General features: G+C 62.9%; 26 protein-coding genes and 1 riboswitch. Of the genes, 12 read left to right on the top strand and 14 right to left on the bottom strand.

Annotated features, from left to right (window positions below; all coding sequences use genetic code 11):
- Nucleotides 1-80 precede the first annotated feature (80 nt).
- Nucleotides 81-196: riboswitch (TPP riboswitch) on the bottom strand.
- A 135-nt stretch (nucleotides 197-331) separates the two neighbouring features.
- The 13 genes from D0Y60_RS14800 to D0Y60_RS14740 all read right to left on the bottom strand — a co-directional run bounded on the left by D0Y60_RS14800 (nucleotide 332) and on the right by D0Y60_RS14740 (nucleotide 10,633).
- Nucleotides 332-1,048: a Bax inhibitor-1/YccA family protein gene (locus D0Y60_RS14800; RefSeq protein ID WP_117370713.1), complete on the bottom strand. Its 717-nt coding sequence runs from the start codon at nucleotides 1,046-1,048 to the stop codon at nucleotides 332-334.
- 27 nt (nucleotides 1,049-1,075) lie between these two features.
- Nucleotides 1,076-1,849, bottom strand: coding sequence for an anti-sigma factor (locus tag D0Y60_RS14795; RefSeq protein ID WP_117370712.1), 774 nt, complete (start codon nucleotides 1,847-1,849; stop codon nucleotides 1,076-1,078).
- Complete coding sequence (locus tag D0Y60_RS14790; protein WP_117370711.1) at nucleotides 1,836-2,381, bottom strand: sigma-70 family RNA polymerase sigma factor; 546 nt, start codon at nucleotides 2,379-2,381, stop codon at nucleotides 1,836-1,838. Before D0Y60_RS14790 ends, D0Y60_RS14795 begins: the two co-directional genes overlap by 14 nt.
- A 53-nt stretch (nucleotides 2,382-2,434) precedes the next feature.
- Nucleotides 2,435-2,872, bottom strand: a complete 438-nt coding sequence (locus tag D0Y60_RS14785) for a YqaA family protein (protein ID WP_117370756.1) — start codon at nucleotides 2,870-2,872, stop codon at nucleotides 2,435-2,437.
- A 454-nt stretch (nucleotides 2,873-3,326) separates the two neighbouring features.
- Entirely contained in the window at nucleotides 3,327-3,551 is a 225-nt protein-coding gene (locus tag D0Y60_RS14780; protein WP_117370710.1) for a hypothetical protein, read from the bottom strand.
- Nucleotides 3,552-3,657: 106 nt separating this feature from the next.
- A complete protein-coding gene (locus tag D0Y60_RS14775; RefSeq protein WP_117370709.1) occupies nucleotides 3,658-4,386 on the bottom strand; it encodes a TfuA-like protein in 729 nt (242 codons plus the stop codon).
- On the bottom strand, nucleotides 4,383-5,567 hold the full coding sequence (locus D0Y60_RS14770; RefSeq protein ID WP_117370708.1) for a YcaO-like family protein: 1,185 nt from the start codon (nucleotides 5,565-5,567) through the stop codon (nucleotides 4,383-4,385). Before D0Y60_RS14770 ends, D0Y60_RS14775 begins: the two co-directional genes overlap by 4 nt.
- A gap of 54 nt (nucleotides 5,568-5,621) precedes the next feature.
- Nucleotides 5,622-5,882, bottom strand: coding sequence for a hypothetical protein (locus D0Y60_RS14765; protein ID WP_117370707.1), 261 nt, complete (start codon nucleotides 5,880-5,882; stop codon nucleotides 5,622-5,624).
- A gap of 30 nt (nucleotides 5,883-5,912) precedes the next feature.
- Nucleotides 5,913-7,724 (bottom strand): hypothetical protein, encoded by a 1,812-nt coding sequence (locus D0Y60_RS14760; RefSeq protein WP_117370706.1) that lies wholly within the window; start codon nucleotides 7,722-7,724, stop codon nucleotides 5,913-5,915.
- Between the two features lie 7 nt (nucleotides 7,725-7,731).
- A complete protein-coding gene (locus D0Y60_RS14755) occupies nucleotides 7,732-8,175 on the bottom strand; it encodes a helix-turn-helix transcriptional regulator (RefSeq protein ID WP_117370705.1) in 444 nt (147 codons plus the stop codon).
- Between the two features lie 134 nt (nucleotides 8,176-8,309).
- The gene (locus tag D0Y60_RS14750; protein ID WP_117370704.1) at nucleotides 8,310-9,071 is read right to left on the bottom strand and encodes an amino acid ABC transporter ATP-binding protein; all 762 of its coding nucleotides are present in this window, start codon (nucleotides 9,069-9,071) and stop codon (nucleotides 8,310-8,312) included.
- Nucleotides 9,068-9,748 carry an amino acid ABC transporter permease gene (locus D0Y60_RS14745; protein ID WP_117370703.1) on the bottom strand — a complete coding sequence of 227 codons (681 nt, stop codon included), beginning with the start codon at nucleotides 9,746-9,748 and terminating at the stop codon, nucleotides 9,068-9,070. The genes D0Y60_RS14750 and D0Y60_RS14745 overlap by 4 nt, the downstream gene beginning before the upstream one ends.
- A gap of 111 nt (nucleotides 9,749-9,859) precedes the next feature.
- A complete protein-coding gene (locus D0Y60_RS14740) occupies nucleotides 9,860-10,633 on the bottom strand; it encodes an amino acid ABC transporter substrate-binding protein (protein ID WP_117370702.1) in 774 nt (257 codons plus the stop codon).
- 278 nt (nucleotides 10,634-10,911) lie between these two features.
- On the opposite strand from D0Y60_RS14740, the gene D0Y60_RS14735 reads away from it, so the two are divergent.
- The 5 genes from D0Y60_RS14735 to D0Y60_RS14715 all read left to right on the top strand — a co-directional run bounded on the left by D0Y60_RS14735 (nucleotide 10,912) and on the right by D0Y60_RS14715 (nucleotide 17,470).
- Nucleotides 10,912-12,507: a peptide ABC transporter substrate-binding protein gene (locus tag D0Y60_RS14735; protein ID WP_117370701.1), complete on the top strand. Its 1,596-nt coding sequence runs from the start codon at nucleotides 10,912-10,914 to the stop codon at nucleotides 12,505-12,507.
- Between the two features lie 59 nt (nucleotides 12,508-12,566).
- A complete protein-coding gene (gene oppB, locus D0Y60_RS14730; protein WP_117370700.1) occupies nucleotides 12,567-13,490 on the top strand; it encodes an oligopeptide ABC transporter permease OppB in 924 nt (307 codons plus the stop codon).
- Nucleotides 13,483-14,607 (top strand): ABC transporter permease subunit, encoded by a 1,125-nt coding sequence (locus D0Y60_RS14725; RefSeq protein ID WP_117370699.1) that lies wholly within the window; start codon nucleotides 13,483-13,485, stop codon nucleotides 14,605-14,607. Before oppB ends, D0Y60_RS14725 begins: the two co-directional genes overlap by 8 nt.
- 1 nt (nucleotide 14,608) lies before the next feature.
- Nucleotides 14,609-16,222: an ABC transporter ATP-binding protein gene (locus D0Y60_RS14720; protein WP_117370698.1), complete on the top strand. Its 1,614-nt coding sequence runs from the start codon at nucleotides 14,609-14,611 to the stop codon at nucleotides 16,220-16,222.
- Between the two features lie 105 nt (nucleotides 16,223-16,327).
- A complete protein-coding gene (locus D0Y60_RS14715) occupies nucleotides 16,328-17,470 on the top strand; it encodes a gluconeogenesis factor YvcK family protein (protein WP_245409182.1) in 1,143 nt (380 codons plus the stop codon).
- Here D0Y60_RS14715 and D0Y60_RS14710 read toward each other — a convergent pair.
- Complete coding sequence (locus D0Y60_RS14710) at nucleotides 17,448-20,114, bottom strand: EAL domain-containing protein (RefSeq protein WP_117370754.1); 2,667 nt, start codon at nucleotides 20,112-20,114, stop codon at nucleotides 17,448-17,450. The genes D0Y60_RS14715 and D0Y60_RS14710 overlap by 23 nt on opposite strands.
- Nucleotides 20,115-20,317: 203 nt before the next feature.
- On the opposite strand from D0Y60_RS14710, the gene paaX reads away from it, so the two are divergent.
- From paaX to paaE, 7 genes are all read left to right on the top strand, one after another.
- Nucleotides 20,318-21,211: a phenylacetic acid degradation operon negative regulatory protein PaaX gene (paaX, locus tag D0Y60_RS14705; RefSeq protein ID WP_117370697.1), complete on the top strand. Its 894-nt coding sequence runs from the start codon at nucleotides 20,318-20,320 to the stop codon at nucleotides 21,209-21,211.
- A gap of 183 nt (nucleotides 21,212-21,394) precedes the next feature.
- Nucleotides 21,395-22,600: a 3-oxoadipyl-CoA thiolase gene (pcaF, locus tag D0Y60_RS14700; RefSeq protein WP_117370696.1), complete on the top strand. Its 1,206-nt coding sequence runs from the start codon at nucleotides 21,395-21,397 to the stop codon at nucleotides 22,598-22,600.
- A 22-nt stretch (nucleotides 22,601-22,622) separates the two neighbouring features.
- Entirely contained in the window at nucleotides 22,623-23,627 is a 1,005-nt protein-coding gene (paaA, locus tag D0Y60_RS14695; RefSeq protein ID WP_117370695.1) for a 1,2-phenylacetyl-CoA epoxidase subunit PaaA, read from the top strand.
- Between the two features lie 12 nt (nucleotides 23,628-23,639).
- The gene (paaB, locus tag D0Y60_RS14690) at nucleotides 23,640-23,924 is read left to right on the top strand and encodes a 1,2-phenylacetyl-CoA epoxidase subunit PaaB (protein ID WP_068399310.1); all 285 of its coding nucleotides are present in this window, start codon (nucleotides 23,640-23,642) and stop codon (nucleotides 23,922-23,924) included.
- Nucleotides 23,924-24,679, top strand: coding sequence for a 1,2-phenylacetyl-CoA epoxidase subunit PaaC (paaC, locus tag D0Y60_RS14685; RefSeq protein WP_117370694.1), 756 nt, complete (start codon nucleotides 23,924-23,926; stop codon nucleotides 24,677-24,679). Before paaB ends, paaC begins: the two co-directional genes overlap by 1 nt.
- A gap of 9 nt (nucleotides 24,680-24,688) precedes the next feature.
- Nucleotides 24,689-25,213, top strand: a complete 525-nt coding sequence (paaD, locus tag D0Y60_RS14680; protein ID WP_117370693.1) for a 1,2-phenylacetyl-CoA epoxidase subunit PaaD — start codon at nucleotides 24,689-24,691, stop codon at nucleotides 25,211-25,213.
- A 121-nt stretch (nucleotides 25,214-25,334) separates the two neighbouring features.
- On the top strand, nucleotides 25,335-26,411 hold the full coding sequence (paaE, locus tag D0Y60_RS14675) for a 1,2-phenylacetyl-CoA epoxidase subunit PaaE (RefSeq protein ID WP_117370692.1): 1,077 nt from the start codon (nucleotides 25,335-25,337) through the stop codon (nucleotides 26,409-26,411).
- Nucleotides 26,412-26,421 lie beyond the last annotated feature (10 nt).

The following is a 26,421-nucleotide window of genomic DNA, read 5'->3' as shown; positions in this document are numbered from 1 at the left end:
AAGTGTTCGTTTGGAGACCCAGTCCTAGAGCCGGAATGATGGAAGGACGCCGAGACGGAATCCGGGTTCACGGATGTCCTGCCACAGCGCTTGCACCGTCCCTACGCCAGTATGAACTGGATCAGGTTCAACGGGTCACTGCGCTGCGAAGCCAGCAGTATCTCAGCCCCTTGTCGGGACCCCCCTGGTGAATGCCCTAAGCAAAAACGCTGCGGGGCGATTTGTCAACGGGGGTATTTTGCGTAAGTATTTTCTTACGTTTTTTGCGCTGCGCACAAAAAGAAACGGCAGAGATAAGCCCCGCCGTTCCCGTTGAAATCATTCGCGAAAACTATTCGCGCTCGCCCGTGAAATTCAGCAGAAGCTGGAAGATGTTGACGAAGTTCAGGTAGAGCGAGAGCGCACCGAACACGGCCATCTTCTGGCTCGATTCCTGGTCGATGTTTTCTGCATACTGCTCCTTGATGTTCTGCGTGTCCCAGGCGGTCAGGCCGACGAAGACGACGATGCCGATCACGGAAATCGCAAACTGCAGCGCGCTCGAACCGAGGAAGATGTTGACGATCGAGGCGATGACCACGCCGATCAGACCCATTATCAGGAACGAGCCGAACTTCGACAGGTCACGCTTCGTCACATAGCCGTAGAGGCTGGTGGCGCCGAACATCGTGGCGGCGATGAAGAAGGTGCGCGCGATGCTCATGCCGGTGAAGACGAGGAACACCGAAGCGAGCGACAGGCCCATGACGGCGCAGAAGGCCCAGAAGGTCATCTGTGCGGTGCTGGCGGACATCGTCTGGATCTTGAACGAGAAGAAGAAGACGAAGGCGAGCGGGGCGAGCATCACCACCCACTTGAGCGGGGAGGAGAAGATCGGCACGTAAAGCGCCGGCGTCGAGCCGACGATGAAGGCGACAAGGCCGGTGATGACGAGGCCGGCGCCCATGTAGTTGTAGACGCGCAGCATGTGCTGGCGCAGGCCCTCGTCGAAGAGGGCGGCCGACTGCGCCTGCGCGCCATAGCCAAATCGCTGTTGTACGGGTTCCATCTGAAATCTCCTTATGGAAACGGTTGATCAGTAGAGCGTGCGGGAAAGATCCCGCGCGGTTTCGGCCAGATCGTCGGCCTTGCGGCTTTCCGACACCAGCGCATAGGCGACATCGCCGATCTGCCAGTAGGCAGCGCGGGCATTGTCTGCGTGGAAGAGCAGCACATGCTGAACGGCAAAGGAGCCGGGGCGCACGGCGAAGAGCGACAGGCGCTCATCCTTGCGGGGCTCCAGTACCAGCTCGACACTCGGGCCATAGGCCGAGGGAAAGACCTGGGTGTCGACGACACCCCAGCCCTTCGGCAGGTCCGGCAGGACAATCGCGGTCGCGGAGCGGATCTCGGCGGGGTCGAAGCTTTCCGTTTCCGGCTGTGACGCCATGGAATCGCGCAGGAGTGTGGTCTTGTGTGCCCGAACCGCCTCCTCCACGAAGGCGGGTGGCGGCGTCGATGCCACGACCTCGGTCGCGCCGAAGGGGCCGAAGGCCGCGTGCGCCACCCAGCCGGCGGCGACGAAAAGCGCGATGGTTGCAGCACGGCGCAGGAAACCGAAGACACGGCGACGCGACAGCGCGCGCTCGAGCAGACGGGCGGCCTCGCGTGTTTCCTGCCGGATCACCGTCCGATGGTCGGCCAGCGCCAGGCGCAGCTCGTCGCGCACGCGCAGGTCCTTCATGATCTGCGCGGCGGTATCAGGCCGTTCCGAAAGGTAGGCTTCCACCTCAATGCGCCGGCCGACGGCGAGCTGGTCGTCGACATATGCGTTGAGATCGGCCTCTAGGATTGGGTCATTGCTTGTCATCGCCAGTGCCTCCGACGATTTTGAGATGGGTGACAGTCGCGGCCGGGCCGCTCTGTTCGAAGGTGCGCAGCCGTTCGCGGGCGCGGGCAACGCGCGACATCAGCGTGCCAACCGGGATCTTCAGCGTATCGGCCGCCTCCTGATAGGAGAGCTCTTCGATGGCGACGAGATGCAGCGCCGCGCGCTGGTCCTCCGGCAGGCCGAAAAAGGCATCGCGCAGCTGCGTCAGCCGCACCGAATGATCCTGGTTGGCCGGCATCGCGCGCTCGGCGAGATCGGCCGCTGCATCGTGGCGGCGCTCCAGCGAGCGGCGCTGGCGCAGGCGGTCGATATGCGCATTGTGCAGGATCGACATCAGCCAGTTGCGCACATTGGCGCCGGTGCGGAAGCTCGATTGGCGTTCGTAGGCCTTGACCAGCGCATCGTGCACCAGATCTTCCGCCTCGTCCGGATTGCGGACGAGCGACAGGGCATAGCGCCTGAGCGCCGCAAGCTGTCCGATCACGTTGAAGCCGGGTGTCTTTCCGTTCATGACCCCATATACGAAAGCTGAGCGGCGCTCATTCCATCGTCACTGCAAAAAAATCACAGCCATTGTAGGACCGCCGCGGCGAGGGCGATATAGCGGGCGAATTTTGCGATGGTAACGACCAGAAGGAAGCGCAGGAAAGGCTCGCGCATGATGCCGGCGGCAAGCGTCAGGGGATCGCCGATGATAGGCAACCAGCTCAAGAGCAAGCTCCACCAGCCGTAGCGGCGATACCAGTACCCGGCACGCTCCAGGCTTTTGGTACTGACGGGAAACCAGCGCGCCGCGCGATACCGCTCGATGCCGCGCCCTATCAGCCAATTGACCACGGAGCCGAGCACATTGCCGATGCCGGCGACGAGAATGAGCAGGGCGGGCGAATAGTGGTCGATGGCGAGCAGGCTGGCGAGTACGGCCTCGGACTGCGCGGGAACAAGGGTTGCGGCAAGAAAGGCCGCGAGGAAAAGGCCGCCATAGGCCGCAAGCGCGCTCACGGCGCACGCCATATTTTCAGAGGCTGGTGCTCGGCACGGATGCGGTGCTGCCGGTCCTCCAACCTGTTTCGTGAAGGCTCCCGCAGGACGAGCATGCCATTCTTCCCTTCGGTTGCCGGGATGGCCGCCTTACCTGCCTGCCTAAGGCTTGACGGCACCGAGGAAAAGGCCGCAAAAGCGATTTTCAGCGTGGATGTGGAGGGATGACGTGGTTGTGAACGGAATGGCCGTCTATTGCGCTCGGCTACCGGCCGAAACATGCTGCAGAGCCGGAGATCGGCGGCGGCCCGCAGGTTCGGGCCGCCCGCACGATCGGCGCCGTGGAGGAGACGGCGGCTGGAGCATTTCCAGCCGAAGCGAACTCGCTTCGACCTCTGATAATGCGATTAGAACAAATCCTAGAGCGTTTCCGCTGAAACGGAGTTCGCCGCAAAAGCTCTAGGTCTGGTCGCGTTCAGCACAGTGGTGACCGGTTCATGAGCACGATATCGCTTGCTGTCAGCGTCATGCGGGCCGGTTCGTCGATCTGGTCGAGCACGGCGCGAAGCGCCTTGTCCAGGCAAAATTCCACGACTTCGGCGTCCAACGATTTGGCGGATTCGATTGCGAAGGCCACGAGGCGTGCCAAGGCGATCAGCTCGGTGCTGCGGTCTTCCGTTTCGACGATGTCAATTTTCATGTCCCATGCCCCCAGAGCAATGCTCATCTCAAACCCCTGCCTGAACTATAGGCGTGACTCCGGGGTTTTGCGCGTGACTCAGGCGTGACACACGCGGAATGGGAAACTACACGTTTTGCTTCTTTCCAGGTTGATCGGCTGCGGTGCGCCAAAGCGTCGTTGCCCGAAAGGTCCAGTTTCCCTGCTTGGCAGGGCTTACCGGCTCGAAATTGCGCATCGCCTCGACGAGGAGAAGCGCGTCCTCCCGCTTCTGGTTTACGTTTGTTGCATGGAGAAGTTGCAGGAGGTGTCCCCTGTCGTCGTTCTCAAACGCTGCTTTTACGATCGCGGACCAGGTTCGGTCCTTGTAGAACAGCGCGTCGGCAACGGTGCGCAGTCGTGATATGTCAGACGTTGCAACGACATCCAGCATCTGCAGCCGGTCCAGCGTTGCATCGACATTGACAAGGGGAAGCGACAGCGCGGGGTAGCCCAATTCGGCCGGACCATGCAACAGGGCGACGTCTGCGTCATCAAGCCGGCGGCCGGCTGCATAATCCTCATACACGCGGCCAATCCCGATCATGCCGAAGGCGTCGCATTCGGCTGCCCGCAGGGCGCCCATGCTGGCGGCACCAAGGACGGACACACCTACATCCAGCGCGTGGAGGACCTCCTTGTGCCAGACAGGCGCAACGTGTTCGAAATTACCGTCGATGATACCGATGACTGTTGCGCCCGCCCGCACGGCCGCCAGCACGTCGCCATGCGCTGCCGGCGGCAGAACCTCAATGGCGTCACCGCACATGGCACTTGCATCCGGAAGGCTTGGGCCGACGAAAAGGATTTTTCTCATGTCGATCCGAACAGCATGATTGAGAGCGCACGCGAGCCAACCGTGTGCCGGCGCGCGCCCTCGGGATTTTCAAGGGCGGGGACGACGACCTTGACGACGGAGATCGGCAATGAGGCATCGCAGAGCGGCACGGCGACGACAGGTGTGATGCCGGCATGCGCCAGTTTTTCGAGGCAATGAGCAAGCAAAGCCGCGGCGTCGCCTTGCGGCGACGGATAGGTTTTGGCGGGACCGGGCTGGGCACCGAACAGAGCAAGCGTTTCCGGCGCCAGCGGCCGCGTGAACGTCTCGGCAAAAAGATCGTCGCGGGCGCCGCTGATATAGGTCAGGCGCGATTGCGCGACCTCGGTGAGGGCGCGGATGACGGCGCGCACCGCGACCGGATGCGTACCGTAGCCGATCGTCGCGTCGTGGAAGAGCGGCTGCTGCTTTTCCGCAAGGCCCTCGTTTCCGAGCACGGCGGCATAGGTGGGAATGGCAAGATCGCTGGTAATGTCGAAGAGCTTCAGGTCGAGGCCGGCATCGCGGATGCGCCCGACGAGATCTGCAACGACGGGATCATCGATGGTGGCGGGATCGATGGCGCAGGCAAGGCGCTTGGCCCGCGGCAGCAGGCGCCAGAGCCGATCCGCGTCCCGCTCGATGCGCTCGAGCAGGCCATGCAGGATCGCCTCGGATTCGGAATTGCCGGAGGCGAGACCGTCGGAAGATTGCCAGAAGCGCGGCGCCGGATTGGTCCGGTCGAGGCAGATTGCTTCTCGTGGCACGAAGACGCGCGCCCCGCTCACGACGTCATGGCCGGCAAGCCAGTCGATCTCTTCGCTCTCGGCGATGAAAGGCTGGCCGGCGGCCACGAAAATATCGAGCGGCAGGCACGCCTCGCCGGCTGCGGCCAAGGCACGGCGCGTGGTTTTTCGCACTTGCACAAGCGGATCCCCGGCAATCGCCCGCTCGAGGCCCTCCATCGCGGCGGAAACCCGGGCATCGATATCGGTAATGCCCTTGCCCTGGTTTATGACGATGGAGCGTGCATTCGGGCTGACGCAATTCCACACGGGAATGCCGAGCCGGTCGAGGCCTGTCAGGCGGGAAAGACGCGTGATACCGAACCGAGGCAGCAAGGCCTCGATCCGGCTCCACGTTTCTTCAGGACCGCAGATGCGGTCCGAATAGGCTGTCATGCGATGAGCCGTTTGACGCTCACCTGCTTTACCAGCGTACCAGTGGGCATCGGCTTATTTATCCATATATCCACCGTCGGTGTCCATATATCCGCCACCCGCATCCATGTAGCCACCGGAAGCGGCTTCTGCTGATGTCGCAAGGGCTGCAAGATTGACACCCTTGGATATGGTGGCGCCTGCCTTACGCAAATCATCGGCCGCCTTCAGAGCGCCTGTCGTAGGTACCGGCAGGGCCGTCACAGTGCCGGCGCCGAGATCGACCATCCACAATCCTTCCTCCCCCTGCAAGCCCAGCACAACTATATTTGCCATATTGCGTTCCCTTTCTATGGAGTGGCACTTTCAAAAACCGGCCTTCTTCAATCCTTCAAAATAGTGCTGACGCTGCCATTCTTCCTTGAAGGGAACGATTGCCATCCAGCTTTCGAGATCGAAGTTGGGATGTACGCTGTACGTGCGACGGATAAATTGCCGCGCCTTTCTGGTATCGCCAAGCATGCCGCAGCTTGCCGCAGCAAGGCGATCAGCTGGTACCCGATCCTTCATGCGGGAGATGTAATCAAGTGCCTGTTCGTACAGGCCTATCGAGTAACTCGCACCGGCGGCGATCCAGAAATAATCGTCCGGCGGCAGAGGATTGAGGTCGATTGCCCGCCGAATTTTTTTTATGCCAAGGTCCGGTCGGGAACCCTGCACCAGCGTGTCGGCGTAGCTGGCAACGGCGTTTGCATGGTTCGGGCTCAGTGTTTCGGCTCGTTCCAGATGCTCGGCGCTCTCATCGAACTGACGGGCATAGAGTTTGGCAACGCCAAGCTCTCGATAGGCGGAGGGCAAATATCTATCCGTGCGAACAGCTTCTTCTGCCTGCTGTTCGGCTTTCTTCAAGAGGTCCGCATCGCCGCGTGCCGTGACGAGCCACTCAAGAAAGTAGCTGCGTGAAAGCCCACCCATTGCCGGTGCAAAATCAGATTTCAGTTGAAGGGCGTCACGGAAACTCCTGCGGGCCCGGCGAATATCACGCAGGTCGAGCTTTTTCAGGAGGCTCTGGCCAGTCAGGAAGCTCCGATAGGCATTGGCGTCGCCCTCGTAGTCACTGCGCACGAGCTCGTTGCGTTCTATCTCGGTGGCAATCGCGCCCGCGATCTGATGCGCGATCATCTGGCGTGACCGGGCGAGGCCTTCGGCGGTCAGCGGGAAGCGGTCTGCCCAAATGACCTCGTCGCTGCCGAAGAAGATCAGCTGGGCAAAGAGCGTATGGCCGTCGCCTTCGTCGCGCAGCCGCGTTTCCAGGATGTAGCTGATCTTGTGGCGTTCGTAGGTTGCGGCGCGGTCGGTCTGGAGCGAGATCTGGGCTGCGGTGTGCGGCGCGATGATCGAGATGGAGCGCAAGGCGCAGAGCCCGATCGTCACGTCTTCAATCAAGGCTTCGGAGAAACGTGCGGCATTGCGAGCCGCAAGCGTGGTGACGGGCGGCAAGAGCACGACGCGCGGCGGGTTGTTGCGAGGGGGCGAAATCTCGTGTTCGTGCGGCGTCAGCACCTGGATCGACGGTTTAAGCGTCATCAGAGGCGGATGTATCGCCGGTCGCCCCGTCAGTACGGCGCGGATTTCGTCGTCATCGGGATTGTCTTCCAGAAGGCGAAGGGCCGCGGCGGAGCGCGCCTGCCGTGACACGCCGTTTTCGCTTGCATGTCCGCTCAGCAGCGTGCTGCGCAAAAGCGCCATATGCGCGGTTCGCTGCAATGCGATCCAGCTCGTCAGCCCGCGATTGCCCGACCTTGTATATTTCAGGAAATCCTCGCTCAGGAGGTCCGTCAACGTGCCGAGTTGCGCGCCGTCGCGAACCTGGCCGACATCGCTTTCGATGGATTCCGGCCCGAGCGAGACCGTGGTGTCGGTAAAGGTGAGATACGATCGGCCCAGCTCGCGCTGGCGCTTCTGGACGCGGGAGACGGTCTGCCGGAGATTGGCAAAGGCGCTGGCGCTGTGCTCATCGTCCCAGAAAAGGTTTGCAGCCTCTGCACGCGGCATTTCAGAAATGCCGCGTGCCAGAAGGTAACAAAGGATCAAGAGCGCCTTTTCGGGAAAGGCGATGTCGTTGCCGCCCTCGTCGAGCAGGCGCAGATGACCGAACGTCTGCAGCCGTGCCGGCATTCTGGGTTCAGATCCGAAGTTCCGGTGCGTTTTCTGCGCGGTCGCCTGCCGTATCGGCAGCGCTTGCCTTGGAAAGCGCGGTCGCGAGCTGGATGATCGACTTGCGCACGCCGGCATCTTCGATCTTCAGGAAGGCGCGGTTGAGGTCGAGGCCTTCCTTGGAGGAAACGAAGGTCGAGACGTCGCCCGTTTCATGTCCGGCGCCGGCGGCCGGTGCGGTGCTTTCGTCGTCCTGGAAGAAGAAGCTTGGCGGCACGCGAAACACATCGGAGATCGCCTGGAGGCGGCTCGCGCTGATGCGGTTGGTGCCCTTTTCGTATTTCTGAACTTGCTGGAAGGTTACGCCCAGCCGGTCGGCCAGTGCCTCCTGGCTCATGCCCACCATCAGCCTGCGCAGGCGGACGCGGGAACCGACGAAAACGTCGATCGGGTTCGGCACTTTCTTGTTCATGAGACTTTCTCCCCTTGGGGCATGCCGGGGCATGGCGAGACACGATGATCGTCGTACTCTGCTTGAATCGCCAGGCGGATGCAACTGCCGCGTCGCGTATTTAACCACTACCGTAACGTGAGGTCGCGTGCAGTCTATATGTCATAGTTCTGCGGTGCGCTCAGCGAAGCGATGAATTTTTTCGTGCGCTCCCGCTCGGGTGCGGAGAAGATAGAGCGCGGCGGGCCCTGTTCGACGATGACGCCGCCGTCGAGGAAAACGACGGCATCGGCGACGCGTGAGGCCAGACGCAGATCATGCGTCGCCATGACCATTGTCGTACCTTCACGGGCGAGCCGGCTCAGCACTTCAACAACCTCCTCTGCAAGCTCCGGGTCGAGCGCCGAGGTGGGCTCGTCGCAAAGCAGAACGCGCGGCGAGGGGGCAAGCGCCCGGGCGATCGCCACGCGCTGCTGCTGGCCACCGGACAGCGTCGCCGGCCACGCATCCGCCTTATGCGCCATGCCAACCTTTTCGAGCAGTTCCAGCGCACGGGCGCGCGCCTTGTCGGCGGGCCATTTCAAGACGGTGACGAGGCCCTCCATCACATTGGCGATGGCCGTCTGGTGCGGGAAGAGCTGGAAATTCTGAAAGACCATGCCGGTCTGCCGGCGCAGCTTCTGCACCGCATCCCAGCCGACCTTGCGGCCGGGGGCGAATTCGATCTTCTCGTCGCCAAGGCGGATAGAGCCCGAGGTCGGCGTCTCCAGAAGGTTGATGCAGCGCAGAAGCGTGCTCTTGCCGCCGCCCGAGGGGCCGACCAGCGCCGTCACGGTGCCTTCCGCAAGGCTGAGGCTGATGTCGCGCAGGACATGATTGTCGCCAAAGCGTTTTTCGATGTGGCTGAGCTCGATCATGTGCGGGCCTCCAGGAAGCCGCCATAGCGGGCAAAGCGCTTCTCCAGCCGCACCTGCAGGGCCGAGAGCACAGAGCTCAGCGCCAGATAGATCAGCGCCGCCTCGATATAGAGGATGAGCGGTTCATAGGTCGTGGCGACGATGCGCTGCGCCGTCTGGAAAAGTTCCGGCACGGTGACGGCGGCGGCCAGCGAGGTGTCCTTCACCAGCGAGATGAAGGTGTTGGAAAGCGGCGGCACGGCGACACGCGTCGCTTGCGGCAGGATGGTGCGGCGCATGGCCTGCGACCAGCTCATTCCGATCGAATAGGCGGCCTCCCACTGGCCGCGCGGCACGGACGAAATGACGGCGCGGATGATCTCCGACGTATAGGCGCCGACATTCAGCGTGAAGCCGATGAGGGCCGCCGGGAAGGCGTCGAGCAGGATGCCGACGCTCGGCAGGCCGTAGAAGATGACGAAGAGTTGCACGAGCAGCGGCGTGCCGCGGATCACCCAGACATAGAAGCGGGCGACGGCGACCAGCGGTTTCGGCCCGAACAGCCGCGCGATGGCGGTTAGCAGCCCGAGTGTCAGGCCCAGCACGAAGGACAGGAGGGTGAGCGGAATGGTGAAGACAAGCGCGGCCCACAGAAGGGGCGCAAGCGAGTCCAGCATCAGTTGAAGCCACGGCGGCACGGGAAACCCTCCGAAATGCGGCTGGCCGGAGTGATCCCCGGCCAGTTGGTCGTTTCATCTATAGGACAGGAACGGGCCGCCGCGAAGCGGCCGCCCTCAATGATCTCGTGATTACTTCGAGACGTCCTGGCCGAAATACTTGTCGGAGATCGCCTTGTAGGTGCCGTCGGCCTTGATGTCGACGAGCGCCTTGTTGATCGCTTCCAGGAGTTCCGGCTCGCCCTTGCGGATGATCACGCCGGAATAGTCGGCGTTTTCCTGCTCGGCGGCGATCTTCACATTGGCATCGGGCTTGTGCTTCTTGAAGTCGAGGAAGGACAGGCTGTCGTTGATCGTGGCGTCGGCGCGGCCGGTCAGCACGAGCTGGATCGACTGGTCGAAACCGTCGGTTCCGACGAGTTCGGCGCCAGCTTCCTGGGCGATCTTGCCGAAATTGCTGGTCAGCGACTGGGCGGACTTCTTGCCCTTCAGGTCGGCGAAGCCCTTGATGCTGTCGTCGTCGGCGCGCACGATCAGCACGGCCTTGGAGGCGATATAGGGCTCGGAGAAGTCATACTTCTGCTTGCGTGCCTCGGTGATGCCGACCTGGTTGATAACGGCGTCATAGCGGTTGGCGTCGAGGCCGGCGATCAGGCCGTCCCACTTGCCTTCCAGGAACTCGGCCTTGACGCCGAGTTTCTTGGCGATGGCTTCGCCGATCTCGACATCGAAGCCGACCAGCTTGCCGTCGGTATCATGGTAGGTGAAGGGTGCGTAGGTGCCTTCGGTGCCGATCTTCAGCGCGCCGGCCGACTTGATGGCGGCGAGGTTTTCGCCGGCATGGGCGGGGGCGAGAATGGCGGCCTGGAGCGCTGCGGCGGCAGCGAGGGTCTTCAACCAGTTCATCGTGGGACTCCGTTTCTGGCTCGTGTTCGATGGCGGATCAATTGCAGAAATTCGTGCAAAACGGTGGGCAGAAAACTGCGAATAATTTGGGCAAATGGAAATATTCTTCTCACCCGTCCGGTCTTCGCAGCGCTTAAGGCCGTGTTTTTCCTGCTTTTGCGGGCTTCGCGCAGGTTGTAGGCGAACGCTGTATTTCCTGTTTTTAGGGTCTTGCCAACGGACAAAACAGCGACAATTGATTGTGCACCCAAAAAACAACAACGGGGAAGGATAACAAAATGGCAAACAAAATGATCGGTTTTCGTGCAGCGCTACTGGCCGGCGCGATCCTCATCGGCGCAAGCCCGGCGCTCGCCGAAGCGGTGCTCCACCGCGGCAATGCCGGCGAGCCGCAGACACTCGACCAGGCGCACACCTCCATCAATATCGAGGAATTCATCCTCAAGGATCTCTATGAAGGCCTGACAATCTATGACGCCGCCGGCAAGATCGTGCCCGGTGCGGCCGAAAGCTGGACCGTTTCCGACGACGGCACGGTCTATACGTTCAAGCTGCGCGAAAACGCCAAGTGGTCGGACGGCTCGCCGGTGACGGCGGAGGACTTCGCCTTCTCCTTCACCCGCGTCGAAGATCCGAAGACGGCGGCCGGTTACGCCAACATCCTTTACCCGATCAAGAACGCGGAAAAGGTCAACAAGGGCGAGCTCGGCCTCGACCAGCTCGGCGTGAAAGCCGTGGATGCAAAGACCGTGGAAATCACGCTGGAGCGCCCGACGCCCTTCTTCCTTGAACTGCTCGCGCATCAGACGGCGCTGCCGGTCTCCAAGGCGAGCGTAGAGAAGAACGGCGCCGACTTCGTCAAGCCCGGCACGATGGTGTCGAACGGCGCCTTCAAGCTCGTCAGCCACGTTCCGAACGACAACCTCGTCGTTGAGAAGAATGCCGATTATTGGGATGCCGCGAACGTCAAGCTCGACAAGGTGGTCTTCTACCCGATCGACGACCAGGCCGCATCCGTGCGCCGCTTCGAGGCCAGGGAAATGGACCTCGTCTATAATTTCTCCGCCGACCAGATCGAGCGCCTGAAGAAGAGCTATGGCGACCAGGTGCATGTCTCGCCGACGCTCGCCACCTATTACTACGCCTTCGACACGCGTCAGGAACCCTATAGCGACGTGCGCGTACGCCGTGCGCTCTCCATGGCCGTCGACCGCGACTTCCTGGCCAAGGAAATCTATTCCGGCTCGCAGCTGCCGGCCTATTCCATGGTGCCTCCGGGCATCCAGGGTTACACGCCGGCGACCGCCGATTTCGGCACCATGTCGCAGCTCGACCGCGAGGACGAGGCGCTCAAGCTGATGAAGGAAGCGGGCTATGGCGAAGGCGGCAAGCCGCTGAAGATCGAGATCCGCTACAACACCAACCCGAACCACGAGCGGGTGGCCACCGCCGTGGCCGACATGTGGAAAAACACCTTCGGCGCCGATGTGTCGATGGTGAACCTCGACGTATCCTCGCACTACGCCTATCTGCAGGAAGGCGGCAAATTCAACGTAGCACGCGCCGGCTGGGTCGCCGACTATGCGGACCCGGAAAACTTCCTCGGTCTCAGTGTCAGCACCAACAAGACTTTTAACTACGGCCAGTTCAACAACGCCGAATACGACGCTCTGATGAAGAAGTCGTATGAAGAGCGCGATCCCGCGGCGCGCGCCAAGGTCCTGCATGATGCCGAAGCGGTGCTCATGAAGGAGCAGCCGATCGCGCCGTTCCTCACGCAGGCCGATCTGTGGCTCGTCTCCGGCAAGGTGCAGGGCTGGCAGGACAATGCCGCCAACCAGCACCTCAGCCGCTTCCTCAGCGTTTCCGAATGATCTAACGTAAGTGCGCGACCCGGAAGGGCCGCGCACTGCGTATCTGGGGAGACCTGGTCATGCTTGCTTTCGTTCTGCGGCGCCTTGCCAGCGCCGTGCCGACGCTATTCATCGTCGTCACGATTTCCTTTTTCCTGATGCGCTTTGCGCCCGGCGGTCCGTTCAATCTCGAACGACCCTTGCCGCCCGCCACGATGGAAAACCTGATGCGGGCCTATCAGCTCGATCAGCCGCTCTGGCGGCAATATCTCACCTATATGAGCAACGCGCTGACCGGCGATTTCGGTCCGAGCTACATCTACAAGGACAACAGCGTTGCCGAACTGATCGGCAAGGGCCTGCCCTATTCGATGGAGCTAGGCTTCTACGCGCTGCTGCTGGCACTGGTCGGCGGCGTCATCGTCGGCACGATCGCCGCGCTCCGGCAAAACAGCGCGCTCGATTTCGCGGTCATGTCGGTCGCGACGGTCGGCGTGACGGTGCCGAACTTCGTCGTCGGTCCGGTGTTGACGCTGATCTTCGCCATCACGCTTGCCTGGTTGCCGGCCGGCGGCTGGGGGGACGGATCGCTGCGCTTTCTCATCCTGCCGATGATTGCGCTCGCGCTGCCGCAGCTTGCCGTCTTTGCTCGTCTCACGCGTGGTTCGATGATCGAGGCTCTTCGCACCGACCATATCCGCACCGCGCGGGCCTATGGCTTGCCGGCAAAATCGGTGGTCGTGGTACATGCCATGCGCGGCGCCATGCTGCCCATCGTCTCCTATCTCGCGCCCTGCGCGGCGGCACTCCTGACCGGCTCGGCGGTCGTCGAGACGATCTTCACCATTCCCGGCGTCGGACGCTATTTCGTGCTGGGCGCGATAAACCGCGACTATACGCTCGTCATGGGCACGGTCGTGCTGATCGCCATCTTCGTCATTGTGTTCAATCTGCTGGTCGACATTCTCTATGGCCTGCTCGATCCGAGGGTTCGCCATGACTGATGCCCTCCTCTCCGCCGTGCCCGAGGTCAAGGGCCGCAGCCTCTTTCAGCTTGCCGTCATGCGCTTTCGTCGCAACCGTCCCGCCATGGCGGGAGCGGTCATGCTGGTGCTGATCGCCTGCTTATCGTTCTTCGGGCCGTTCTTCATCAGCCACAGCTACGATCAGGTCTTCTCCTCCTATGTCACCATCCCGCCGAGCCTCGAGCCGCGACCGGGCGAGGACACGCTGGAAGAGGCGATGAAGGGTGTGGCCACGCGCGCCCGCGTCGAGCTGCAGTCCTTCTCCGTCGAGGGTGAGACCTTCACGGCCGTGATCACCGCCAAGGATCCGATCGATCCGCGTGCCACGCGCTATTTCGACCGGGCCAACGAGTTCGACAAGACCGAGGTGGCGGCGACCGAGGACGAGGGCCGCAAGCTCACGCTCAAGGGCGTCGTCGATCGGGAATATTTCCTGTTCGGCACGGATACCAACGGCCGCGATCTCATGGCGCGCGTCATGCTCGGCGGGCAGATTTCCATCGCCGTCGGCCTGCTCGCCAGCCTCGTCTCGCTCGGCATCGGCGTCACCTATGGCGCGATTTCCGGCTATATGGGCGGGCGCGTCGACAATGTCATGATGCGCTTCGTCGAAATCCTCTATTCGCTGCCCTTCGTCTTCCTCGTCGTGGTGCTCGTCGTGTTCTTCGGGCGCAGCTTCATTCTGATCTTCCTCGTCATCGGGGCGGTGGAATGGCTCGACATGGCCCGTATCGTGCGCGGGCAGACATTGTCGCTGAAGCGGCGAGAATTCATCGGGGCGGCGGAAGCACTCGGCCTGACGGACTGGCAGATCATCCGCCGGCACGTCATCCCCAACACGATCGGCCCGGTCGTCATCTTCGTCACCGTCATCGTGCCGAAGGTGATCCTGCTCGAAAGCTTCCTCTCCTTCCTCGGGCTTGGCGTTCAGGCGCCGCTGACGAGCTGGGGTTCGCTGATCGCGGAAGGCGCCAACAATATCCAGTCGGCACCGTGGCTGCTCATCTTCCCCGCCATCTTCTTCGTCGTCACGCTCTTCTCGCTGAATTTCGTCGGCGACGGGCTGCGCGACGCGTTCGACCCGAAGGACCGCTGACATGGAAAACACAAAGACCATGGAACCGATCCTTGCGGTGCGCGACCTGAAGGTCTCCTTCACGACGCCGGATGGCGACGTGAACGCGGTGAAGGGAATCAGCCTCGACGTTCGGCCCGGCGAGACACTGGCTGTCGTCGGCGAATCCGGTTCCGGCAAGAGCCAGACCATGATGGGCATCATGGGCCTGCTCGCCTCGAACGGACGGGTGACGGGCTCCGCTCGATATCGCGGGCAGGAGATGGTGGGCTTGCCGCCGAAGGCCTTGAACGAGATCCGCGGTGCGAAGATCACCATGATCTTCCAGGAGCCGATGACCTCGCTCGATCCGCTCTACCCGATCGGCAAGCAGATCGCCGAGGTGATCGTGCATCACCGTGGCGGCTCGCAGAGAGAGGCGCGGCCGCGCGTGCTGGAACTGTTGAAGCTCGTCGGTATTCCCGATCCGGAGCGCCGCATCGACAGCTACCCGCATGAAATGTCGGGCGGCCAGCGCCAGCGCGTGATGATCGCCATGGCGCTCGCCAACGAGCCGGATATCCTGATCGCCGACGAGCCGACGACGGCGCTCGACGTGACCATCCAGGCGCAGATCCTCAAACTGCTGCGCGATCTGCAGAAGCGTTTCGACATGGCGATCGTGCTCATCACGCACGATCTCGGTATTGTCCGGCACTTCGCCGAGCGTGTCGTCGTGATGCGGCGCGGCGAGGTGGTGGAGCAGGGCGCGACGGCCGAGATTTTTGAGAACCCGAAGGCCGATTATACGCGCATGCTGATCGAGGCCGAGCCGCATGGCCGCAAGGTGGCACCGGCGGACAACGCGCCGATCATCCTCGAAGGCCGCAATGTCGTTGTCGATTACAAGATCGACGGCGGCTTTCTGAAGAAACGCGCCAACACTTTCCGCGCCGTCGACAATGTCAGCATCAGCCTGCACGAGGGGCAGACGATCGGCATCGTCGGTGAGTCCGGCTCGGGCAAGTCGACACTCGGGCGGGCATTGTTGCGCCTCATCGCCAGCAAGGGTGCCTACCGGTTCGGCAAAACGGATATTTCCGAACTCGACCGGGCAGGCATGCGGCCGCTCCGCCGCAGCATGCAGGTGGTCTTTCAGGACCCATACGGTTCGCTCTCGCCGCGCCAGACGGTGGGCGAGATCATCACCGAAGGCCTTTATGTGCACGAGCCGCAGCTTTCGCGCGCTGAGCGCGACAAGCGGGCGATCGAGGCACTGAAGGAGGTCGGGCTCGATCCTTCGGCGCGCAATCGCTATCCGCACGAATTTTCGGGCGGCCAGCGGCAGCGCATCGCGATTGCCCGCGCAATGATCCTCAAACCCCAGGCGGTCATTCTCGACGAGCCGACCTCGGCGCTCGACCGTTCCGTTCAGGGCCAGGTGATCGAGCTTCTGCGCGATCTCCAGTCCCGCCACGGCCTGTCCTATGTCTTCATCAGCCACGATCTGTCGGTGGTGCGCGCCATGTCGGATTATGTCGTGGTGATGAAGGACGGCAGGATCGTCGAGGAGGGGCCGACGGACGCGATCTTCAACGCGCCCAAGGCGGACTATACCAGGACCCTGATCGGCGCGGCCTACAATATCGGACCCTGACAACAGGGATTTTCGCTTTCCCTCCATCGCGAAAAGACCGTAATTGTATCGAGAGTTCCACCCCGGAAACCGCAGTGCGTTTCCGGGGTTAGTCTGGGAGACCGCATGGCCGCCGATCGCTTGCCGCATATCGTGCTCTTTTCCGGCGGCACGGCCTGCCGCTCCACCAATCTGGCGCTCTGCGCCAGGCCGGTGCGGCTCACCCGTATCGTGCCCGCCTGGGATAGCGGCGGCAGTTCCAAGGTGATCCGCGAAAGCCTCGACGTGCTCGGCGTCGGCGATATCCGTCAGGCGCTGATGACCATGGCGCATGGAGAGGGCCGGGCGGGCGACGTGGTGAAGGTCTGCAATGCGCGCCTTACCAGCAGCAGCCTTGCCGATGCCGGTACCGAATTCGCACTCTATGCCGAAGGCCGCCATCCGCTGCTGGAGCGGATGGAGCCCGGCCTGCGCGGCGCAATCCTCAACTACCTGCGCACCTTCCGTGCGGCCATCGGCGCGGATTTCGATTTCCGTAACGGCAGCATCGGCAACTTCATCCTGACCGGCGCGCATCTCGCCCATAACAGCGATATCAACACCGCCATTTTCGTCTTCCGCAAGCTCTGCGACATCGCTGGCCATGTCTGGCCCTCGACGGCCGAAAGCAGCGCCGATCTCTCGGCCGTGCTGAAGGACGAAACGGTCATTGCCGGGCAGCACCGGGTGACGGCGCTCCCCGAGGAGCAGGGCAGGACCGGCATTCGCGAGATCGCCCTGTTCGGCCGCAACGGTGTATCGGTTTCGGCCAACGAGGCGGTGATCGAAAGCCTGGAAAGTGCCGATGTCGTGGTCTTCGGGCCGGGCAGCTTCTATACCAGCGTGCTGCCGCATTTCCTCGTCGAGGGCATCGTGCCGGCCATCGCCCGGAATGTGCACGCTCGCCGCGTCTTCATCGGCAACATCCTGCAATGCCGCGAAACGCGCGGTCTCGACCTCGCCCAGATGCTGCAGACTGCCGCATCGGTCTGGCGCGAGCACGGTGGGGTAGATGTGCGGCCCTTCACCCATGTGCTGGCGAACCGCCAGCTCCTGCCCTTCGAAAAGACTGTCGGCGCCTTCGCCTATCTCGGCAACGGGGCGCTGGAGGAGACCTGCGCGCGGCTTGGCACCGAAGTGGTCATCGGGGAGTTCGAGGATGCCTGGCAGCGTGGCCAGCACGACGGTGTGGCGGTTGCCGACAGTATCAGCTCGCTTTTGCGGGCGTGATCCCGGCGTCCGGCATCCAGCTTCGCCCCTTGGCGAAGGCGAGGAAATCATCGGCGGCCATGGGCCGGGCCAGCGCATAACCCTGTAGGGTGTGACAGCCGAGGCTGCGCAGCAGCGCGGCATGGTCCAGCGTCTCGACGCCCTCGGCGACGGTCTCGATATCGCGCACCTTGCCGATATCGATGATCGAGCGCACGAGGCTCTGCTGCGCGGTGGATTCCAGCAGCGGCTGCACCAGCCGGCGGTCGATCTTCAGGCGTTTCGGCGAAAGCTCGAGCAGGCTGACGATGGAGGCGTGGCCGGTGCCGAAATCGTCGATCTCGATATCGATGCCGAGCGCCTTGATCTCCTCGATCACCTGGCGCAGCCCGTCGTCGGCGGTGTCGAAGGAGATCGACTCCAGCAGTTCGAAGGTCAGCGCGCCCCGGCGGATGTTCATCGCTTTCAGCTTGTCGATCAGGCCCTCGTCGCGCAGGCGCTGACAGGAGACGTTGACGGAGACGCGCGGGATGCCGAGCCCTTGGCCTTCCCAACGCGTCGCCTGAAACAGCGCCTGGTCGAGGATCGTCTCGTCGATGCGGGCGACGACATTCAGGCTTTCTGCGACCGGCAGGAAGACATCGGGAGCGATGAAGCCGCGCGTCGGATGCTCCCAGCGGGCAAGCGCCTCGACGCCAACGATTTCAAGCGTTTCCGCATCGAACTGCGGCTGGAAGAACGGGCGGAATTCGCCGCGTTCGAGGCCGCGCAGGATATCGTCGCTGAGACGCTTCACCTCGACAGTGCGCAGGCGCAGTTCGTCGTTGAAGGCCTCGACGCGGTTGCGGCCGCGCCGCTTGGCCTCGTAGAGCGCGATGTCGGCATTGACGAGAAGCTGCTCGGGGGATTCGTCCGCGTCGTTGCGGGTGGCGATGCCGATGCTTGCGCCGATGCGACAGTCATGGCCTTCGATGAGTATCGGCTCGCTGATCGCCTCGATGAGGCGGGCGGAGAGGGCGGTGAAGTCGGCCTGCGCGGGATCGCGGCGCGACAGGAGCACGAACTCGTCGCCGCCGATGCGGGCGATGAAGTCTTCCAGCGGAATATGGGCGCGCAGCACGCCGGCGGCGTGTTTCAACACTTCATCGCCGGCAGCGTGACCGAGCGTATCGTTGATATCCTTGAATCGGTCGAGGTCGATATGCAGCAGCGTCAGCGGGCGCCCGTCGCCATTGCCGGCAAGACCGAGTTGCTGGTCTAGAAAGCGGCGGTTCGGAAGCTGCGTCAGCGCGTCATGCAGTGAATTGTGCTCCATGACGCGGCGCGCGTCTTCCAGCGCGCGGTTCTGCGTCTCGGCCGTCAGTTTGGCCTGAAGCAACTCCGCCTGCAAAAGGGCGTCCTCCGTCACGTCCCAGTTTGCCCCGACGATGCGCTTTGCGCCGGAGGAGGTGCGGTAGGTCATGGCGTGTTCGAGAATATGGCGGATGCCGCCGTCGCCCGTCCGTACACGGAATTCGGTCGTGTAGGGTTTTTCTGTTTCAATCGTGGCCTCGAATATCCGCTCGGCCCCTTCGACGTCGTCGGGATGGACTGCGCGGCGCCAGTCGTCGTAGACGCAGGTCTCCCGCTCCTGGGGCACGTTGTAGAGCGTCCGCATACGGGCGTCCCAGGAGAGTGCGTGACTCTCCGTATCGTATTCCCAAACACCAGCCTTGGAGGCGTCGAGCGCAAGCTGCAGGCGCTGGGAGACGGTTTCCAGGCGATCTTCGCGATCCTGCAGGGTGAGGATGTGCTTGTGGCGCTCCTTCATGAGATAGCCAACCCAGAACATCGGTGCGACGATGATCATGGCGAGGAGGGCGAGGCCGGCACGGAAGGCGCCGAGATCGGCGGAGGGCTGCTGCCAGCCTTTCAGCGGCGAGGCCGACATGGTCCAGGTCTCGTGACCGATATCGATCGTCATGTCGACGGGATTGGCGTCGACCGTGTCGGGCGTGGCAAAAAATATCTGCGCTTCCCCGCTGTCGTGCGGCTTGCTGGAGAGCGTGACCGCGATCTTGAGATCATCGTTGAAGCCACTGCTGGCGAGGAGCTTGTCAAGATTGATGACGGCGGAAGCGATGCCGAAGAAGGCATTGTCCTTGCCGGCATGAATGGGATAGCGGGCGATCACCCCGCGGCCGCCCTGGACCAGATCGACCGGACCTGTGACGATCAGCCGGTCCTGCTCCATCACCTGGAGGGCGGCGGCGCGCTGGCGCTCGTTCTTGCGGTAGTCGAGGCCGAGGCTGCGTTCGTTGCCCTTCAATGGAAAGACGCGGTTGACGACGAAATCCGGCGCGATGGCGAGGCTGCGCAACTGATTTTCTTCGCGGAAGATGCGGCTCAAAAGATCGTCGAAATGCGCGGGCGACATGTCAGGCTCGGTCGAGAAGGTCGCGACAAGGCCCTGCACGAGCTTGATATTGCCGAGGATATTGCCCTCCAGCCGGGAACGCAGCAGGCCGAGCTGTTCGGTGGTGGAGGAGCGCAGATATTCCTCCTCCAGCCGACGCTTCTGGGCATCTGCAAGCAGGACGGCGATGAGCACCGCAAACGCGACCACGATGGCGGGGATGTAATATCCGAGCCCTCGAAAGGAGGATTTCGCATTGCGATCGTTCATTTCCGTCAGTTCGTCCCCGTGCGCTCGTGCCGCCGGCAGGCGGCTCTTGGGCATTTGGCGAACGATGGCAGATGCTACTTAATATTTGCTGACGAGGCGGCGGCCGGTTCTGAGCGGTTTGGGGGAAGCAGTTTCGCGCTGGCTCTTTCCGTTGGCATCCGTTCGCGCTAGTCCTCGGCGCAATCGAAGCGAAGGAGGGCAGGGTGCCGTCGCAACAGGACAGAGCGGAAAGTGCTTTCGGCGCGCTGATCCGCGGGATTGTCGAGGAGAGCCCGCTGAAGGCGGCCGGTTTCATCGTCACCATCTATGGCGATGTGGTGGAGCCGCGCGGCGGCGTGGTCTGGACCGGCAATCTCATCGAGACCTGTGCGGCCGTCGGCATCAGCGAGACCCTCGTGCGCACAGCCGTCTCGCGGCTTGTCGCCGCCGGCCAGCTCTTGGGAGAACGGGAGGGCCGGCGCAGTTTCTATCGTCTTGCTGCGCCTGCCCGCGCGGAATTCGCCGCCGCCGCCCGTCTGCTGTTCGGGCCGGCGGAGGCGGCGGACTGGCATTTCGTGCAGCTGACCGGTGATGCGCCGGACGAAGCGATGCAGGTGCTGGAGCGAGCGGGTCACGCCCGGCTTGGGCCCCGGCTTGCCGTCGGCGCCCGCGCCATGCCGGCGCTGAAACAGCCTGCCGTCATTTTCCGTGCGGAGGTGGTGAGCGGCGAGGGCGATCTTGGGGTGTTTGCCGCCGATCACTGGAACCTCGCGCAGCATACAGAGGCCTATCGTGGTTTCATCGACCGGTTCCAGCGTCTTGCCAATCTGCTGGCAGGCGGTGCGCGTCTCAGCGCGGCCGAAAGCCTTGTGGCGCGGCTGGTGCTGGTGCACCAGTTTCGTCTCGTTGTGCTGCGCGATCCGCGCCTGCCGCAGGCCGCGCTGCCAGCGGATTGGCCGGGCGAGCCGGCGCGCAGCCTGTTCACCGATCTTTATCTCCGTCTTTCACCGGAAGCGGACCAGCATGTCGCACGCCATTTCGTCACAGTGGATGGTGGCTTGCCAGAGATGAGCGAGGCGACGGCGCGCCGACTTTCACTGTTGCGCGGCGCAAACTAAACGCACAATTTGCGGGAAAAAACCGGTCTCTGTGCTATGATACGAACTGTCGGGATAAAGTGTCACAGAAAATATGAAAATTGCCATTGATTTGTGATGTGTCTGCTGATAAATAAGTAACCGATCGGTCGGTTAATCTTTCGAGGAAAGGGAAACCGGCCTGGATGCTAGGGAGGAAGCCGCGTGTCCGAAGCCTTTATCTGCGATGCTGTCCGCACACCCATCGGCCGCTATGGCGGGCTGCTGTCGTCGGTGCGCGCCGATGATCTTGCCGCCCTGCCGCTTGCCGGCCTGATGGCGCGCAACCCCGGCGTCGACTGGTCGACGGTGGATGACCTCATTTATGGCTGTGCCAACCAGGCCGGCGAGGATAACCGCAATGTCGGCCGCATGGCCGTGCTCTTGTCCGGCCTTCCCGTTTCCATTCCCGCCACCACCGTCAACCGCCTCTGTGGTTCCGGCATGGATGCCGTCGGCATGGCGGCACGTGCCATCCGTGCCGGTGACTGCGATTTCGTCATCGCCGGCGGCGTGGAAAGCATGAGCCGTGCGCCCTTCGTCATGCCCAAGGCCGAAAGCGCCTTCTCGCGGGCCAATGCCGTTTATGACACCACGATCGGCTGGCGCTTCGTCAATCCGAAGATGAAGAAGGTGTTCGGCGTCGATTCCATGCCGGAGACGGCCGACAATGTCGCCGCCGATTTCGCCATCAGCCGCGAGGATCAGGACGCCTTTGCCGCGCGCAGCCAGGCCCGCTGGGCGGCCGCGCATGCAGCCGGCGTCTTCGCCGACGAGATCGTGCCCGTCTCCCTACCGCAGAAGAAGGGCGATCCGCTTGTCATTGATACGGACGAGCATCCCCGCCTCGGCACAACGGCCGAACAGCTTGCCAGGCTGAAGGGTGTCAACGGCCCGGATCTCTCTGTCACGGCCGGCAATGCGTCCGGCGTCAATGACGGTGCGGCCGCACTCATCATCGCCAGCGAAGCGGTCGCGAAGGCGCAAGGCCTGACGCCGAAGGCGCGAGTCGTCGCCATGGCGGCGGCGGGGCTTGAACCGCGCATTATGGGCTTCGGCCCCGCACCGGCGGTGCGCCGGGTGCTGAAGCGTGCCGGTCTCACGCTCGACCAGATGGACGTCATCGAACTCAACGAGGCCTTCGCCTCGCAGGCGCTCGCCGTGCTGCGTGATCTCGGCCTGCCGGACGATGCCGCGCATGTGAACCCGAATGGTGGTGCCATCGCCATTGGACACCCGCTCGGCATGAGCGGCGCGAGGCTCGTCACCACCGCTGCCTACCAGCTCCAGCGCCAGGGCGGACGTTATGCACTGTGCACCATGTGCATCGGCGTTGGCCAGGGTATCGCCATCATTCTCGAACGCGTCTGACGCGCAAACCGGAGGAAAGACCATGTATGCCCAGATGGTGAAGACCGATGCCGCCCGCGTCCGGTCCCTCGACGAGATGGAGCCGCAGGAGCGCGCCTTCCAGGAGCGCATCGATGCCGGCCAGAAGATCGAGCCGAAGGAATGGATGCCCGAGGGCTACCGCAAGACGCTGGTACGCCAGATCAGCCAGCACGCCCATTCGGAAATCGTCGGACAGCTGCCCGAGGGCAACTGGATCACCCGCGCGCCGACGTTGGAGCGCAAGGCGATCCTGCTCGCCAAGGTGCAGGACGAGGCGGGCCACGGCCTCTATCTCTACTGCGCTGCCGAAACGCTCGGCATCAGCCGCGACCAGATGTACGAGCAACTGCATTCCGGCAAGGCGAAGTATTCCTCGATCTTCAACTATCCCACACTGACCTGGGCCGATATCGGCGCGATCGGCTGGTTGGTCGATGGCGCGGCGATCATGAACCAGGTGCCGCTGCAGCGCTGTTCCTACGGCCCCTATGCGCGGGCCATGGTGCGCATCTGCAAGGAAGAAAGTTTTCACCAGCGTCAGGGCTATGACGCCCTGATGCGCATGGTGAAGGGCACACCGGCCCAGAAAGCCATGGTGCAGGATGCGCTGAACCGCTGGTGGTGGCCGTCGCTGATGATGTTCGGCCCCTCGGACGACGCTTCCGTGCATTCGGCCCAGTCCATGGCCTGGAAGATCAAGCAGAACTCCAACGACGAACTGCGCCAGAAATTCGTCGACCAGACGGTGCCGCAGGCGAAATATCTCGGCCTCACCATTCCCGACCCGGACCTGAAGTGGAACGAGGAAAAGGGCGGCCACGATTTCGGCGAGCCGGACTGGGAAGAGTTCTTCAACGTGATCGCCGGCAACGGCCCGTGCAATGCCGAGCGCCTCGACGCCCGCAAGAAGGCCTGGAATGACGGCGCCTGGTTCCGCGACGGCCTGACGGCCCATGCCGAAAAGGCCGCCGACCGCCGCGCCGCCGCCAAGATCGCCGCTGAGTAAGGGAGAGAGAACATGTCCAGCGAATGGCCGCTTTGGGAAGTCTTCATCCGGGGCCAGCACGGCCTTAACCACCGCCATGTTGGAAGCCTGCACGCGCCCGATGCCGAGATGGCCGTCAACAATGCCCGCGACGTCTATACTCGCCGCAACGAGGGCGTCAGCATCTGGGTGGTGAAATCCTCCGACATTACCGCCAGCGCCCCGTCGGAAAAGGGCCCGCTCTTCGATCCGTCGAATTCCAAGGTCTATCGTCATCCGACCTTCTTCGACATTCCGGATGAAGTGGGGCATATGTGATGGCGGGCGCGGCGCTTCTCGAATTCCTGCTGCGCATCGGCGACAACACGCTGATCCTCGGCCATCGCGTTTCCGAATGGTGCGGGCACTCGCCCGCGCTGGAGGAGGATATCGCGCTCGCCAACACCGCGCTCGACCTGATCGGCCAGACGCAACTCTGGCTCGGCCTCGCCGGCGAGGTGGAAGGCAAGGGCCGTTCCGCCGATGACCTCGCGTATCTGCGCGACGGTTACGAATTCCGCAACATCCTGCTCGTCGAGCGCCCGAACGGCGATTTCGGCAAGACGCTGATGAGGCAATTCCTGTTCGACGCCTGGCATTATCTGCTCTTGAAAGCGCTGAAGGGGTCTTCCGACACCCGCATCGCCGAGATCGCGGAAAAGGCGTTCAAGGAGGTCTCCTACCATCTCGACCGCAGCCGCGATCTCGTCATCCGCCTCGGCGACGGCACGGCGGAAAGCCACCGCCGCATGCAGGAGGCGCTGGACGAACTCTGGCCCTTCACCGGCGAGATGTTCATGAGCGATGCGCTGGATGCCGAACTCGTCGGAGAGGGCATTATTCCCGCACCCGAAAGCCTCAAGGCCGGCTGGGACGAGATTGTCGCCGAGGCACTGACCGAGGGCACGCTGAAGAAACCCGCCGATGGCTATATGCACAAGGGCGGCCGGCGCGGCGTGCATACGGAACATCTCGGCTTCATCCTGACCGAGATGCAGTTCCTGCAGCGCGCCTATCCGGGCGCAACTTGGTAGGCGGCGGCCATGGAACCGGCACTCCGCCCCTCGCTGGATGAGGTCTGGCACTGGCTGGCCCAGGTGCCGGATCCGGAAATCCCGGTCATCTCGCTGACCGATCTCGGCATCATCCGGGATGTGGAATGGCGGGACGACACGCTGGTGGTGACGGTGACGCCGACCTATTCGGGCTGTCCCGCCACCACGATCATCAATCTCGATATCGAGACGGCGCTCACCGAAAAGGGCCTCGACAAGGTGCGGCTGGAACGCCGGCTCTCGCCCGCCTGGACGACGGACTGGATCAGCGCCGAGGGCCGGGAAAAGCTAAAGGCCTACGGCACCGCCCCGCCGATCGACGGTACGGCGGCCGACGGCATCCTGATGAAGCGCATCGACCGGCTCTCCGGCCGCTCGAACCTGACGATCGCCTGTCCGCGCTGCGGATCCGTGAATACCGAGAAGATCAGCCAGTTCGGCTCGACGCCCTGCAAGGCGAGCTATCGCTGCACCGACTGTCTGGAACCGTTCGACTACTTCAAGTGCATCTGACCAAGAGCGTGTCCGGCAAACCCGGTTCGCCTGACACGCTCTGGTTTCTTGTTTTACCGCATTGTCCGACGCCGAAGCGGTGCTGCTTCGGCTGGAAATGCTCTAGGGAGAGGGCCCGCGCATGGCACGTTTTCACCCCCTGACCGTGACCGACGTTCGCCGCGAGACGCGCGATGCGGTGGTCGTCACGCTCCGCCCCGCTGACGAGGACCGCGCCGTCTTCGATTTCACGCAAGGCCAATACCTGACCTTCCGCCGCAAATTCGAGGATGAGGAGCTGCGTCGCTCCTACTCGATCTGCGCCGGCAAAGACGAGGGCGTGCTGAAGGTCGGCATCAAGCGCGTCGATGGCGGCTGCTTCTCCAATTGGGTCAACGAGAGCCTGAAGGCCGGGGACACGCTGGAGGCCATGCCGCCGATGGGCGCCTTCTTCACCACGCTGGAGCCCGAGGTTTCGAAACACTATCTCGGCTTTGCCGGCGGCAGCGGCATCACGCCCGTTCTCTCGATCATCAAGACGGTGTTGTCGCGCGAGCCGCGCGCCCGCTTCACGCTGGTCTATGCCAACCGCCAGATCAGCTCGATCATGTTCCGCGAGGAGCTGGAGGACCTGAAGAACCTCTATCTCGGCCGTTTCTCCGTGCTGCATGTGCTGGAGAGCGAGGCGCAGGAGATCGACCTCTTCACCGGCCGCATCGACGGCGAGAAGTGTGCTGCGCTGTTCAGGAGCTGGATCGACCCGAAGTCGGTGACAACCGCCTTCATCTGCGGCCCCGAGCCGATGATGCTGGCGATTGCCGCCGCGCTGCGCGAGCACGGCCTTCGCGACGACCAGATCAAGTTCGAACTCTTTGCCTCCTCGCAGCCCGGCCGGGCGCGTGCCAAGGTTGAGAAGGCGAACGGCGCGGATCAGGGCGCAAGCTGCGAGGCGACCGTCACGCTCGACGGTGCGACGCGCATTTTCAAGTTCCCAAAACAGGGACAGAGCCTGCTCGACGCGGCGCTCGAAAACGCCATGGACGCGCCCTATGCCTGCAAGGCCGGTGTCTGTTCCACCTGCCGCGCCAAGGTCATCGAGGGCGAGGCCGAGATGGAGGTCAACCACGCGCTCGAGGATTACGAGGTGCGTCAGGGTTATGTGCTGACCTGCCAGTGCTACCCGCTCACCGACCGCATCGTCGTCAGCTACGACCAGTAAGGGGATACGC

The sequence above is a fragment of the Shinella sp. WSJ-2 genome (genome assembly GCF_003432075.1).
Taxonomy (GTDB): Bacteria; Pseudomonadota; Alphaproteobacteria; order Rhizobiales; family Rhizobiaceae; genus Shinella.
The sequence above is the reverse complement of the archived record's forward strand: the minus strand, read 5'-3'. Positions and strand labels throughout refer to the sequence as shown.